This window comes from Paracoccus pantotrophus (assembly GCF_008824185.1).
In the GTDB taxonomy this organism is placed as follows: domain Bacteria; phylum Pseudomonadota; class Alphaproteobacteria; order Rhodobacterales; family Rhodobacteraceae; genus Paracoccus; species Paracoccus pantotrophus.
Window position 1 is genome coordinate 713,372 of the sequence record NZ_CP044426.1, and the last position, 14,252, is coordinate 727,623.

General features: G+C 66.1%; 9 protein-coding genes and 1 tRNA gene. 6 read left to right on the plus strand and 4 right to left on the minus strand.

Translation table 11 applies throughout. The features are described 5' to 3' along the window. Nucleotides 1-80 precede the first annotated feature (80 nt). Both ESD82_RS13950 and ESD82_RS13955 read left to right on the plus strand, forming a co-directional pair. Entirely contained in the window at nt 81-1,091 is a 1,011-nt protein-coding gene (locus tag ESD82_RS13950; RefSeq protein WP_024845556.1) for a 2-hydroxyacid dehydrogenase, read from the plus strand. A gap of 160 nt (nt 1,092-1,251) precedes the next feature. Continuing rightward, the gene (locus tag ESD82_RS13955) at nt 1,252-3,744 is read left to right on the plus strand and encodes a GcvT family protein (RefSeq protein ID WP_024845557.1); all 2,493 of its coding nucleotides are present in this window, start codon (nt 1,252-1,254) and stop codon (nt 3,742-3,744) included. Between the two features lie 56 nt (nt 3,745-3,800). Here ESD82_RS13955 and ESD82_RS13960 read toward each other — a convergent pair whose 3' ends face one another. The 4 genes from ESD82_RS13960 to lipB all read right to left on the minus strand — a co-directional run bounded on the left by ESD82_RS13960 (nt 3,801) and on the right by lipB (nt 7,422). Further along, the gene (locus ESD82_RS13960; protein ID WP_024845558.1) at nt 3,801-4,292 is read right to left on the minus strand and encodes a DUF2244 domain-containing protein; all 492 of its coding nucleotides are present in this window, start codon (nt 4,290-4,292) and stop codon (nt 3,801-3,803) included. A gap of 16 nt (nt 4,293-4,308) precedes the next feature. Continuing rightward, a complete protein-coding gene (gene ctaD / locus ESD82_RS13965) occupies nt 4,309-5,985 on the minus strand; it encodes a cytochrome c oxidase subunit I (RefSeq protein ID WP_074990786.1) in 1,677 nt (558 codons plus the stop codon). 171 nt (nt 5,986-6,156) lie between these two features. Further along, nucleotides 6,157-6,621, minus strand: coding sequence for a c-type cytochrome (locus tag ESD82_RS13970; RefSeq protein ID WP_147428095.1), 465 nt, complete (start codon nt 6,619-6,621; stop codon nt 6,157-6,159). Nucleotides 6,622-6,765: 144 nt separating this feature from the next. Next, nucleotides 6,766-7,422, minus strand: coding sequence for a lipoyl(octanoyl) transferase LipB (gene lipB / locus ESD82_RS13975; RefSeq protein WP_147428094.1), 657 nt, complete (start codon nt 7,420-7,422; stop codon nt 6,766-6,768). A gap of 225 nt (nt 7,423-7,647) precedes the next feature. On the opposite strand from lipB, the gene metH reads away from it, so the two are divergent. The 4 genes from metH to ESD82_RS13995 all read left to right on the plus strand — a co-directional run bounded on the left by metH (nt 7,648) and on the right by ESD82_RS13995 (nt 14,225). Beyond that, nucleotides 7,648-11,409, plus strand: a complete 3,762-nt coding sequence (metH, locus tag ESD82_RS13980; protein ID WP_147428093.1) for a methionine synthase — start codon at nt 7,648-7,650, stop codon at nt 11,407-11,409. A 77-nt stretch (nt 11,410-11,486) separates the two neighbouring features. Then, nucleotides 11,487-11,573, plus strand: a tRNA-Leu gene (locus ESD82_RS13985). Nucleotides 11,574-12,010: 437 nt separating this feature from the next. After that, on the plus strand, nt 12,011-12,310 hold the full coding sequence (locus ESD82_RS13990) for a translation initiation factor 2 (RefSeq protein WP_374327593.1): 300 nt from the start codon (nt 12,011-12,013) through the stop codon (nt 12,308-12,310). A gap of 628 nt (nt 12,311-12,938) precedes the next feature. After that, nucleotides 12,939-14,225 carry an O-acetylhomoserine aminocarboxypropyltransferase/cysteine synthase family protein gene (locus ESD82_RS13995; protein WP_024845587.1) on the plus strand — a complete coding sequence of 429 codons (1,287 nt, stop codon included), beginning with the start codon at nt 12,939-12,941 and terminating at the stop codon, nt 14,223-14,225. Nucleotides 14,226-14,252: the final 27 nt, after the last annotated feature.

Consider the following 14,252-nt stretch of genomic DNA (forward strand, 5'->3'; position numbering starts at 1 on the left):
GCTTTTTCGGGGTCTTGTGCCTGCCCCGCATCGCGGGCACTTTGCCAAAAGCCGCCCGGCTTTGGAAGAGAGGAGCGACCATGCCCGCCGTTCATGCGACCGATCCGACCCGCTCGCGCCTTAAAGTTACCGTGACCCGGCGCCTGCCGGAGGCGGTCGAGACCCGGATGTCCGAGCTTTTCGACGTGTCGCTGAACACCGACGACCGCAAGATGAGTCGCGATGAACTGGTCGCCGCCATGCGCGTCTCGGACGTTCTGGTGCCGACGATCACCGACCAGATCGACGCCACCATGCTGGCCCAGGCCGGGGACAGGCTGAAGCTGATCGCCAATTACGGTGCGGGCGTGGACCATATCGACGTGCATTCCGCCCGCCAGCGCGGCATCCTGGTCAGCAACACGCCGGGCGTCGTGACCGAGGATACCGCGGACGTGGTCATGGCGCTGATCCTGGGCGTCACCCGCCGCCTGCCCGAGGGCATGGCCGAGATGCAGGCCGGCCGCTGGCATGGCTGGTCGCCGACCGCGCATCTGGGCGGGCGGCTGGGCGGGCGGCGCCTTGGCATCCTGGGCATGGGCCGCATCGGCCAGGCGGTGGCGCGGCGGGCGAATGTCTTCGGCATGCAGGTGCATTACCATAACCGCCGCCGCCTGCGCCCGGAGGTCGAGGCCGAATTGCAGGCGACCTATTGGGAAAGCCTGGACCAGATGCTGGCGCGCATGGACATCGTTTCGGTGAATGCGCCGCATACGCCCTCGACCTTCCACCTGCTGAACGCGCGGCGGCTGAAGCTGATGAAGCCCTCGGCCGTGGTCATCAACACCTCGCGCGGCGAGGTGATCGACGAGAACGCGCTGACCCGGATGCTGCGCGCGGGCGAGATCGCCGGCGCCGGCCTTGACGTTTTCGAGCATGGGCACGAGATCAACCCGCGGCTGCGCGAGCTGCCCAATGTCGTGCTGCTGCCGCATATGGGCTCGGCCACCATCGAGGGGCGGATCGAGATGGGCGAGAAAGTCATCATCAACATCAAGACCTTTGCCGATGGCCACCGGCCGCCGGACCTGGTGGTGCCCTCGATGCTGTGACGATGCGCCCCGGTTTTCCGGGGCGTTTGCTTTCCCGGACCGCCCGGATGCGCCATGTCGTTTTTTGCCAAGAACATGTCGCCGGGAATGCGGGCCCGGCGCGCGGTTCGGGCTCTAATCGCCACAGGTAGCCCATGCGCGGAATAAGGAGTCGCTTGCGATGAAAACCCATGTGAAGGCCCTGGTGGTCGGAGGCGGCGCCGTCGGCTGCGGCATCGCGCTGCATCTGGCCCGCGCGGGCTGGGAGACGATGCTGGTCGAGCGGGACGAGCTGACGGCGGGCTCGACCTGGCATGCCGCGGGCCTGCTGCCGCTGTTCAACATGGGCTATGCGACCAGCCATATCCACGACTATTCGGTCAAGCTCTATGCCGGGCTCGAGGCCGAGACCGGGCTGAACGCCGGCTTTACCCGCTGCGGCAACCTGCGCATGGCGCAGACCGATGCGCGGATGGACGAATACATGCTCTATTCCGCCACCGCCGAGACGGTGGGCATCGAGCATGAATTCCTGACGCCCCAGCAGATCAAGGACCGCTGGCCGCTGGTCCGCACCGAGGATCTGAAGGGCGCGCTGTTCCATCCGACCGACGGCTATATCAACCCCGCCGACGTGACGCAGGCCATGGCGCGGGCCGCGCGCATGGCCGGCGCCAGCATCGAGCGCAAGATCCAGGTCAACGGCTACCGCTGGACCGGCGAGGAATGGATCGTCACCTGCGAGAAGATGGTCGAAAGGGGCGGCAACCTCGTCCCCTCGGGCGAGCAGTTCGAGATCCGCGCCGAACATGTCGTGACCGCGACCGGCAACCATGCGCAGCGCACCGCGCGGCTGCTGGGCATCAAGATCCCGGCGATCCCGGTCGAGCACCAGTATATCGTGACCGAGCCCGACCCGGCGCTGGTCAAATGGCGCGCCGAGGGCAACCCGGAGCACCCGGTGCTGCGCGATGCGGACGCCAAATGGTATGTGCGCGAGGAACGCGGCGGCTGGATCCTGGGCCCCTATGAGCGCAATGCCCCGGCGCGCTTCCTCTACGACGTGCCGGAAAGCTTCCGCGCCGACCTGTTCCCGCTGGACCTGGAGCGGATCGAAGAGGAATACATGTCGATGATCCACCGGCTTCCCAGTTCGGAAACCGTGGGCCTCAAGGACGATTTCAACGGTCCGATCTGCTACACGCCCGACGGCAACCCGCTGGTCGGCCCGGCGCCCGGCCTGCGCAACATGTGGCTGGCCGAGGGCTTCAGCTTCGGCATCACCGCCGCCGGCGGCACCGGCCATTACCTGGCGCAGATGATGACCGAGGGCGAGGCCGAGATCGACATGGCGAGTCTCGATCCCCGCCGCTTCGGCGGCTGGATGACCACCGAATACGCCGCCCGCAAGAACGAGGAGGCTTACGAGCATGTCTTCGTCCTGCACCACCCGGACGAGGAGCGCGAATCCTGCCGTCCGCTGCGCACCGCGCCCGCCTATGACCGGCAGAAGGAAGCCGGCGCGCAATTCGGCCAGGTGAACGGCTGGGAGCGGCCGAACTATTATGCCCCCGCCGGTTTCGACGACCATGCCAGCCGCAGCTTCCGCCGCGGCGGCTGGTGGCAATATGCCAAGGCCGAGGCCGAGGCGATCCGGGGCGCGGCCGGGCTGATCGACGCCTCGGCCTTCGCCAAGCATCGCGTCCATGGCAAGGGGGCGACGGCCTTCCTCGACTGGTTCACCACCAACAAGCTGCCCAAGGTCGGCCGCATCAACCTGACCTATGCGCTGACCGAGGCCGGCACGACGCGGACCGAATACACCATCGTGCGGCTGGCCGAGGACGACTACTACCTGATTTCGGCCGGGGCCTGGGCGGATTACGACGGCGACCACCTGCGCAAGATGGCCGAGGAGATGGAGGGCGAATTCGGCCAGGTGATCGTGCAGGACGTCACCACGCAATGGGGCGTCTTTGCCCTCGCCGGGCCGAACAGCCGCGCCATCCTCAAGGAGCTGGTGCGCGATGCCGACCCCGAGACGGTGCTGGGCAACAAGCGTTTCCCCTGGCTGTCGATGCGCAATATCGAGCTGGGCATGTGCCCCGTCCGCGCCATCCGCGTCGCCTATACCGGCGAGCTGGGCTGGGAGTTGCATCACCCGATCGAGTTCGGCCGCTACCTCTGGGACCAGCTGGTCGCGGCGGGCGAGAAGCACGGGCTGAAGCTGGTCGGCGCGCGTGCCCAGAACTGGCTGCGCCAGGAGAAATCCTATCGGGCCTTCGGCACCGAACTGGGCCGCGACGCGACGCCGCTCGAGGCCGGGCTGGACCGTTTCGTCGATCTGGACAAGGCGTTCAACGGCAAGCAGGCGATGCTGGCGAAGGGCATCCGCTCGAAATGCGTGACCCTGCTGATCGACGGGCCCGCCGATGCTGATCCCTGGGGGCGCGAGGCGCTTTATGCCCAGGACGGCACCAGGATCGGACGGCTGACCTCGGGCGGCTGGTCCGTGGCCTTTGGCAAGTCCATCGGCATGGGCTATGTCCGCCCCGATCTGGCCCAGCCGGGCACCCGGCTCAAGCTGCGGATGCAGCGGGAGTTGTGGGATGCCGAGGTGACCGAGGACAGCCCCTATGACCCGGAAAACAAGGTGATCCGCGTCGACGGCTGACCTCCTCCCCGGCCGTTGCAGGCGAAGGCCCGGACCGCGTGTCCGGGCCTTTCGGTTCAGCGCAACCCGTTCAGCCGCCGCTCCAGATCGTCGCGCAGCGCCACCCGTTCCTCGGGCGCAAGGAACGCGCCCAGTTCCACCTCGCGCTGGCCGTCGGTCAGGACCAGGTAATCCTCGACCGGGCCGTTCCGGCGCAGGGCGGTGCGCACCCAATAGGGGTTGGTTCGCCAGATGCGGTCCGGCCGTCCGGGATCACTGCGGGTCAGGATCAGGCGGTCGCGGTCAAGCAGCATGACCTCGCGCGCGGTGCCATAGCTGCGCACGATGCCCTGCCACAACCCCCAGACCGCCAGCGCCGCAAAGGGCAGAAGTCCCCATAGCACCTTCGATCCGACCACCGCCAGCAGGGGCAGCGCCAGTCCTGCGGCGGTCAGCCCGATCACCCAGACAAAACCCTGCCGGGACAGCGAGCGGTGAGGCCAGATCTCGAGCCGAAAGCAGACGGCCCCGGATTGCTCCGGGGCCGCGTCGTGCCATGCATAGGGCATCGTTCAATGCGCGGGATTAATGCGCCTGGGCGCGATCCCAGTCCTCGCGCTTGGGCAGCGTCTCGAAGGTATGCTCCGGCGGCGGCGAGGGCAGGGTCCATTCCAGCGTGTCGGCATGCTCGTTCCAGTAGTTCGGCACGTTCACGCGCTTGCCGGCGAAGAGCGTGTAGAACACGATGCCGATGAAGAACAGGAAGGAGGCGAAGGAGATATAGGCGCCGATCGACGAGATGTTGTTCCAGTACGAGAACTCGACCGGGTAGTCGATATAGCGGCGCGGCATGCCCTGGCGGCCCAGGAAGTGCTGCGGGAAGAAGATCAGGTTCGAGCCGATGAACATCATCCAGAAATGCAGCTGGCCCGCCCATTCCGGGTATTGCCGGCCCGACATCTTGCCGATCCAGTAATAGACCCCGGCGAAGATCGCGAAAACCGCGCCCAGCGACATCACGTAGTGGAAATGCGCCACGACGTAATAGGTGTCGTGATAGACCCGGTCCAGCGGCGCCTGGCTCAGCACCACGCCGGTCACGCCGCCGACGGTGAACAGGAACAGGAAGCCGAAGGCCCAGAGCATCGGCGTCTTGAACTCGATCGAGCCGCCCCACATGGTGGCGATCCAGGAAAAGACCTTGATGCCGGTGGGCACCGCGATGGTCATGGTCGCCAGCATGAAATAGGCCTGCTGGGTCAGCGACATGCCGGCGGTATACATGTGATGCGCCCAGACCACGAAGCCCAGGATGCCGATCGCCGCCATGGCCAGCACCATCGGCAGATAGCCGAAGATCGGCTTGCGCGCGAAGGTCGAGATGACGTGGCTGATGATGCCGAAGCCCGGCAGGATGATGATATAGACCTCGGGATGGCCGAAGAACCACAGGATGTGCTGGTAAAGCACCGGGTCGCCCCCGCCCGCCGGGTCGAAGAACTGGGTGCCGAAGTTGCGGTCCATCAGCAGCATGGTGATGGCGCCCGCCAGCACCGGCAGCGACAGCAGGATCAGCCAGGCGGTGATGAAGACCGACCAGGCAAACAGCGGCACCTTGAACAGCGTCATGCCCGGCGCGCGCATGTTCAGGAAGGTGGTGATGATGTTGATTGCGCCCAGGATCGAGCTGGCGCCCGAGACGTGGACGGCAAAGATCGCCAGGTCCATGGAATAGCCGGCCTCGGTCGTGGAGAGCGGCGGGTAGAGCACCCAGCCGACGCCCGAGCCGGGCTGGTCGTTGCCGCCCGGCGCCAGGAGCGAGGCGACGCCCAGGGCCACGCCGCAGACATACATCCAGTAGCTGAGGTTGTTCAGCCGCGGGAAGGCCATGTCCGGGGCGCCGATATGCAGCGGCATGAAATAGTTGCCGAAACCGCCGAACAGTGCCGGGATCACCACGAAGAACATCATCAGCACCCCGTGATAGGTGATCATGACGTTCCACAGATGCCCGTTGGGCGTGCATTCCGCCGAGGCGTCGGCGATCAGGCGCGCGCCCTCGAGGCACATGTATTGCACGCCGGGATGCTGCAATTCCATCCGCATATAGACGGTGAAGCAGACCGAGATCAGGCCGACGATGCCGGCCGTGAACAGGTAAAGGATCCCGATATCCTTGTGGTTGGTTGACATGAACCAGCGGGTGAAGAACCCGCGGGTGTCATGATGGTCACCGTGGCCGTGAACGGCTGCGTCTGCCATGCGTGGACTCCCTAGACATGCGGCTGGCCGGCCCAAGGGCCAGCGGACTCGCTGGTTTCTAGCCCACAATCCTACCCCTCGCAATGCGAAGAAGGGACTAAAAGTCGCGCCCCCGCGTGGTTTTGTCGCAGGCAGGGGCACGCCGTTTCAGCGGCACGGCGACGCCGCGCATCAATCCGCGGCGTCTTCGGCCGGGGCCGCCTCGGCTCCTGCATCGGGCGAGTTCTGGGCCAGGAAGGCCACCACGTCGGCCTGATTCTTGCCGAGCTTGAAGGTCATCTTGGTCTTGGCGGCCGAATCGCCGGTCTTCTCGACCAGCCAGGGCTTGGGATCGGTGACGTATTCGATCAGGTCGGCCTCGGTCCAGACCAGGTCGGGGTTCTTTTCGGCCACTTCAAGGATGCCGTCGCCGTATTTGAAGCCTTCCTCCGAGGCGATCTTGCGGCCGACGACGCCGTAGAGGTTCGGCCCGGTCTTGCCGCCCTTGACGATGTCGGTGCCGTCCGGTGCCTGGACCATGTGGCAGGCCTTGCACTTGTTGAATTCCTTCTCTCCCTTGGCGGCGTCGCCCTCCTGGGCCACGGCGGGCAGGGCGAGGGACAGGGCGGCGAGAGTGGCACAGATGCTGATCTTCATCGCGTTTCCTCTTGGGTAATCGCTTTTGTCTGGGGAACGGACCTCTCCGCTTCCCGCGCTGACAGGGCTATCACGCGCCAAGCAGCCCGAACACCGGAAAAAGGTCGCAGGAACGCGGAAGGTGAATATGTCGCAGGGTGAAAATCAGCCGCCGAGCGGCGGGAAGTTTCGCGCGAAGCTGCGGCGCAGCGCCAGGTCCAGGTCGTCCATGCCGACCGGCAGGCCCATGTCCACCAGGCTGGTCACGCCGTGGCCCGAGATGCCGCAGGGCACGATGCCGGCGTAATGGCCCAGGTCCGGCTCGACATTGATAGCAAGGCCGTGAAAGCTGACCCATTTGCGCAGCTTGACGCCGATGGCGGCGATCTTGTCCTCGCGCATGGAGCCGTCGGGCAGTGGCGCCTTGTCGGGCCGGGCGATCCAGACGCCGACCCGGCCGTCGCGGATCTCGCCCTTCAGGTTGAACTCGGCCAGCGCGTCGATGACCCAGCTCTCCAGCGCCTTGACGAAGGCGCGCACGTCGCGGCCGCGGCGGTTCAGGTCCAGCATGACATAGACGACGCGCTGTCCCGGGCCGTGATAGGTATATTGCCCGCCGCGCCCGGTCTCGTGCACGGGAAAGCGCGCATCGAGCAGGTCGGCGGCCCTGGCCGAGGTGCCGGCGGTGTAAAGCGGCGGATGCTCGACCAGCCAGACCAGCTCGCCCGCCCGGCCATCGGCGATGGCGGCGGCGCGCGCCTCCATGAAGGCTGTGGCCTCGGCATAATCGGTCAGTCCGGGAGCGGTGATCCATTCGGTCATGGCCGGCAGATAGTCCCGGCGCGCGGAGGGTGCAAGGGCGATGCCGGTGGCGCGGTCGCGCCGGGGGCCGTCTGCCCCCGGACCCCCGAGGGTATTTGTGAAACGGAGAAAGCAGGGTGGTCCGAGATCATGAATCCGGTGCAAGATCATTGTGCGGATGTTGAATTTCACTAAATGCCGATCTGCCTATATACAGCCCTTTCGATACAACGCGCGGACCGAACCATGACCCTGCCCCTTTCCCCCGTCTTCGACGCCCTGCGCGCGGCTGCGCGCGACCGTATCCTGATCCTCGACGGTGCGATGGGGACGCAGATCCAGCAGCTTGGCCTGGGCGAGGCGGATTTCGCCGGCCATGGTTCGGGCTGCGCCTGCGGCTGCCATCCGCCTGCGCCGGGCGAGCATCCGCAGCAGGGCAACAACGACCTGCTGAACCTGACCCAGCCCAAGGCGATCGAGGAGATCCATTGCCGCTATGCCAAGGCGGGCGCCGATATCGTCGAGACCAACACCTTCTCGTCCACGACTATCGCGCAGGCCGATTACGGCATGGAATCCGCGGTTTACGATCTGAACCTCCACGGCGCCCGCATCGCCCGCCGGGCGCTGGACCGTGCCACCGCCGAGGACGGGCGGCCGCGCTGGGTCGCCGGCGCGCTGGGGCCGACCAATCGCACCGCATCCATCAGTCCGGACGTGAACAATCCCGGCTATCGCGCCGTCACCTTCGACGATCTGCGCATCGCCTATGCCGAGCAGCTGCGCGGGCTGGTCGACGGCGGCGCCGATCTGATCCTGATCGAGACCATCTTCGACACGCTGAACGCCAAGGCCGCGATCTTTGCCTGCGAGGAGGTGTTCGAAGAGAAGGGCCAGCGCCTGCCGGTGATGATCTCGGGCACCATCACCGACCTGTCCGGGCGCACGCTGTCGGGCCAGACCCCGACCGCCTTCTGGTATTCCATGCGCCATGCCGCGCCGATCACCGTGGGCTTGAACTGTGCGCTTGGCGCGGCCGCCATGCGCCCGCACCTGGCCGAGCTGTCCTCGGTCGCCGATACGCTGATCTGCGCCTATCCCAATGCCGGCCTGCCGAACGAGATGGGCCAATACGACGAATCGCCCGAGGAGATGGCGGCGCAGGTTGCCGAATTCGCCCGCGAGGGGCTGGTGAACGTGGTCGGCGGCTGCTGCGGCTCGACGCCCGAGCATATCGCGGCCATCGCCCGCGCCGTCGAGGGCCTGCCGCCGCGCGCGATCCCCGAGATCGAGCCGCGCCTGCGCCTGTCGGGGCTGGAGCCCTTCGTCAAGACCGACGACATCCCCTTCGTCAACGTGGGCGAGCGGACGAACGTCACCGGATCCGCGAAATTCCGCAAGCTGATCACCAACGGCGACTATGCCGCGGCGCTGGACGTGGCCCGCGACCAGGTCGAGAACGGCGCGCAGATCATCGACGTCAACATGGACGAGGGGCTGATCGATTCGAAGCAGGCGATGATCGACTACCTGAACCTGATCGCGGCCGAGCCGGACATCGCCCGCGTGCCGGTGATGGTCGACAGCTCGAAATGGGAGGTGATCGAGGCCGGGCTGAAATGCGTCCAGGGCAAGGCCATCGTGAACTCGATCAGCCTCAAGGAGGGCGAGGCGAGCTTCCTGGCGCAGGCCCGGCTTTGCCGCCGCTACGGCGCCGCGGTGGTGGTGATGGCCTTCGACGAGACCGGCCAGGCCGATACCGAGAACCGCAAGGTCGAGATCTGCGCGCGCGCCTATGACCTGCTGGTGAACACGGTCGGCTTCCCGCCCGAGGACATCATCTTCGACCCGAACATCTTCGCGGTGGCGACCGGGATCGAGGAGCATGACAATTACGGGCTCGATTTCATCGGCGCGACGCGGCGCATCACCCAGTCCCTGCCGCATGTGCATGTCTCGGGCGGGGTCTCGAACCTCAGCTTCAGCTTCCGCGGCAACGAGCCGGTGCGCGAGGCGATGCATGCCGTGTTCCTCTATCACGCCATCCAGGCGGGGATGGACATGGGCATCGTCAATGCCGGCCAGCTGGCGGTCTATGACCAGATCGACCCGGACCTGCGCGAGGCCTGCGAGGACGTGGTGCTGAACCGCAAGCCCGCCAAGGGCGGCACCGCGACCGAGAACATGCTGGAGATCGCCGAGCGGTTCCGCGGCGAAGGCGGGGCGAAGGCGCGCGAAAAGGATCTGACCTGGCGGACATGGCCGGTCGAGAAGCGGCTGGAACACGCCCTGGTCAATGGCATCACCGAATATATCGACGAGGATACCGAGGAGGCGCGGCTGAGGGCCGAGCGCCCGCTGCACGTGATCGAGGGGCCGCTGATGGCCGGCATGAACGTCGTGGGCGACCTTTTCGGCTCGGGCAAGATGTTCCTGCCGCAGGTGGTGAAATCGGCGCGGGTGATGAAGCAGGCGGTGGCGCATCTGCTGCCCTATATGGAGGCCGAGAAGGCCGCGGCGGGCGGCGCGGGCGGTTCCTCCAGCGCCGGCAAGGTGCTGATGGCGACGGTCAAGGGCGATGTGCACGACATCGGCAAGAACATCGTCGGCGTCGTGCTGGCCTGCAACAATTACGAGATCATCGACCTGGGCGTGATGGTGCCCGCGACCAGGATCCTGGAGACCGCCAAGGCCGAGAAGGTGGACATCATCGGGCTTTCCGGCCTGATCACCCCGTCGCTGGACGAGATGGTGCATGTCGCCAGCGAAATGGAGCGCGAGGGTTTCGACATCCCGCTGCTGATCGGCGGCGCCACCACCTCGCGCGTGCATACCGCGGTCAAGATCCATCCGCGCTATGCCAGGGGGCAGGCGGTCTATGTCACCGACGCGAGCCGCGCGGTGGGGGTGGTCGGCAGCCTGCTCTCGGGCCAGAAAAACGCCTATGTCGAGACCATCCGCAGCGAATACATGGACGTGGCCAACAAGCATGCCAGGGCCGAGGCGGACAAGAAGCGCCTGCCGCTGGCCTCGGCCCGCGACAATGCGTTGCGGATTGACTGGTCGGGCTATCAGGTCAAGGCGCCCGAATTCCTGGGCCCGCGGGTGATCGAGGATTTCGACCTGGCCGAGATTGCCCGCTATATCGACTGGACGCCGTTCTTCCAGACCTGGGAGCTGAAGGGGGTCTATCCGCGCATCCTCGAGGACGAGAAGCAGGGCGCGGTGGCGCGGCAGCTCTTTGCCGATGCGCAGGCCATGCTGCAGCGCATCATCGACGAGCAATGGTTCCGTCCGCGCGCGGTCATCGGCTTCTGGCCGGCGAACCGGGTCGGCGACGACATCCGGCTGTTCACCGGCGAGGACCGGGCGGCGGAACTGGCGACCCTGCATACCCTGCGCCAGCAGGTGAGCAAGCGCGACGGCCGCCCGAACGTGGCACTGGCCGATTTCGTCGCCCCCGAGGGCACCCGCGACTATGTCGGCGGCTTCGTGGTGACAGCGGGCGGCGAGGAGCAGCAGATCGCCGACCGGTTCAAGGCCGCGCATGACGATTTCTCGGCCATCCTGGTGCAGGCGCTGGCCGACCGCTTCGCCGAGGCACTGGCCGAGATGATGCACGAGCGGGTGCGCAGGCAATATTGGGGCTATGCCGAGGAAAACTTCACCCCCGAGGAGCTGGTGGCCGAGCCCTACAAGGGCATCCGCCCGGCGCCCGGCTATCCGGCCCAGCCCGACCACACGGAAAAGGTCACGCTGTTCCGGCTGCTCGACGCCACCACGGCGACCGGGGTCGAGCTGACCGAGTCGATGGCGATGTGGCCCGGCGCCTCGGTCTCGGGCCTTTATATCGGCCATCCCGAGGCCTATTACTTCGGCGTCGCCAAGGTCGAACACGACCAGGTTCTGGACTATGCCGAGCGCAAGGGGATGCCGGTGCGCGAGGTCGAACGCTGGCTGGCGCCGATCCTGAATTACACGCCGCAGGCGGCGGTCGCGGCCGAGTGAAAAGAAACGCGCGGCGGGCGAAAAATGCCCTTTTCATCCGCCGCGCAAGCGTCTATGAGACGCGAGCCTACGAAAGTGCGGTCGTGGCGGAATTGGTAGACGCGCAGCGTTGAGGTCGCTGTTCCTTAACCGGAGTGGAAGTTCGAGTCTTCTCGACCGCACCATTTTCTTTCCCCGAGAATCTGGAAGAAATCGCCCGCGCGCCGCGGCGTTCGACGGCTTGCGGCTGCCGCGACACGGCCTGTCGCCGAAGCGGCGCGGCGGGATCGTCTTGGGCTTTCCTTCCTGCTGCGCCGGCCCTTCTCTCATGCGAAATGATGAGAATTCCGCTTTTGTCACTTCGAGGAAACCTTCCTATCCGCTTGCCGTTAATGATATTTTTCTCCGGTCTGTCGCGCGCGGAACGGGCCGGCGTCGCTTGAAGAAATGCTGCTGGATACAGGGCAAACTGGCGAGGGATCCGCTTGTATTTAGACAAATTTGACAATAATACGATCTCACTTTTATTGTGAGGTTTCCTGTGATCGGACGTGTTTTTGCGCTTTGCGCAGCCTTTTCATTGGCTGGCTGCGCCACAATTACCCGCGGGACGAAGGACGTGTTGATCGTCAATACGACCCCCGGCGGGGCCCAGGTCAAGCTCAGCGACGGGCAGACCTGCGGGAATACCCCCTGTTCCTTCAAGGTGCCGCGCAAGTCGGAGCTGAACGTGCTGGTCACCAAGGACCGCTGCAAGCCGCAGCAGATCCGCGTGACCAACCGCGTGGCGGGCGGCGGCGGCGCGGCGATGGCCGGCAATGTGCTTGTCGGCGGCATCATCGGCGCGGGCGTCGACGCCTCCTCGGGGGCGATGCTGGAACTGGTGCCCAATCCGGTCAACGTGCAGCTTGAATGCCGCTGAGCCATCGGCTCGGCCGACGCGCGAAGCCCGCCGAATATTGGCGGGCTTTTCCATTGGGGGAATGTCCGTCAAGAACTCTGACGCGGTAGCCTCTGCTATGGGGAAGGAACCGGACCGTCACCTTCCCGCCAATGATCCGACGAGAGGCATGATGGCGCCGATGATGAGGCCGGGCACCCATGCTTGCCAGGAGCGAGCGAAGCCGCAGCTTTTCAAATGTGCAGGTCGGATACGCCGACATACTCCCCAAATGCGCGTCGCGAACCTTCGTGGCTGTTCCGGGCCATCACCTGGATCGATCATGGAGTGAGCATAGCTTGCCCCCGGCAGGCCGCAAGGGGCTCAGGCTGACCTTCCGCCCGGTCCGCGGGCTGGCCTTGGCTTGCCAACGATCTCACCACGCATGATGGCCGATCCCGGCAGGTGTCTTTTTCATGCCCCGCGCGCGGGAACGCCCGGCGGGGCGGTCGCCGCAGGCCCGCCCTTGGCGAAACGGCAGGGGAAATTCCCCGGTCCGGGGGGTGCCCCCGCGCGAGGGGCCGGCTTTTCCGGCCGGCCGCGGCGGGTTTGCTGTTCCCTTCGCCGCCCGCTTGCGCCTAGTCTCTGCCCGAAGAAGGGGAGAGTTTCCATGTCCGAGAAATGGGGTTTCGACACCACCGCCATCCATGCAGGCAGCGCGCCCGATCCGGCGACCGGGGCGCGGCAGGTGCCGATCTATCAGACCACGGCCTATGTCTTTCAGGACGCCGCCCATGCCGCGCGGCTCTTTGGCCTGCAGGAGGTCGGCTATATCTATTCCCGCCTGACCAACCCGACCGTCGCGGCGCTACAGGCGCGGGTCGCGGAACTCGAGGGCGGGGCGGGGGCGGTCTGCTGTTCCTCGGGCCACGCGGCGCAGATCATGGCGCTGTTCCCGCTGATGGGGCCGGGGCGCAACATCATCGCCTCGACCCGGCTTTATGGCGGCACCATCACCCAGTTCAGCCAGACCATCAGGCGCTTCGGCTGGTCGTGCAAATTCGTCGACCTGGACGATCTGGATGCGCTGCGCGCCGCCATCGACGACGACACCCGCGCCATTTTCTGCGAATCGATCAGCAATCCGGGCGGCTATGTCACCGATATCCCGGCGGTCGCCAGGGTCGCGGATCAGGCCGGTCTGCCGCTGATCGTCGACAACACCCTGGCCACGCCCTGGCTGTGCAAGCCCATCGAAATGGGCGCGACGCTGGTCGTCCACAGCCTGACCAAATACATGACCGGCAACGGCACGGTGACGGGCGGCGCCATCGTCGATTCGGGCCGGTTCGACTGGTCGGCCTCGGACAAGTTCCCGAGCCTCTCCCAGCCCGAGCCCGCCTATCACGGGTTGAAGTTCCACGAGACCTTCGGCGCGCTGGCCTTCACCTTCCACGGCATCGCCATCGGGCTGCGCGACCTGGGCATGACCATGAACCCGCAGGCCGCGCATTACACGCTGATGGGGATCGAGACGCTGGGCCTGCGCATGGCCCGCCATGTCGAGAACGCGCTTGAGGTCGCGGAATGGCTGGAGGCGGATCCGCGCGTGACCTCGGTCACCTATGCCGGCCTGGCTTCCTCGCCCTGGAACGAAACGGCGCGGCGGGTCTATCCCAGGGGGGCGGGGGCGCTGTTCACCTTTGCGATCAAGGGCGGCTACGACGCGGCGGTGAAGCTGGTGGATAACCTCAAGCTTTTCAGCCATGTGGCGAACCTGGGCGATTCGCGTTCGCTGGTGATCCATTCCGCCTCGACCACGCACAGCCAGCTGACCGACGAGCAGAAGATCGCGGCCGGCGCCGGGCCCGATGTGGTGCGGCTCTCGATCGGGATCGAGGACGCGGCCGACATCATCGCCGACCTGGATCAGGCGCTGGCCGCGGCCACGGCCTGAAGCGAAAGGGCGGCGCATCGCTGCGCC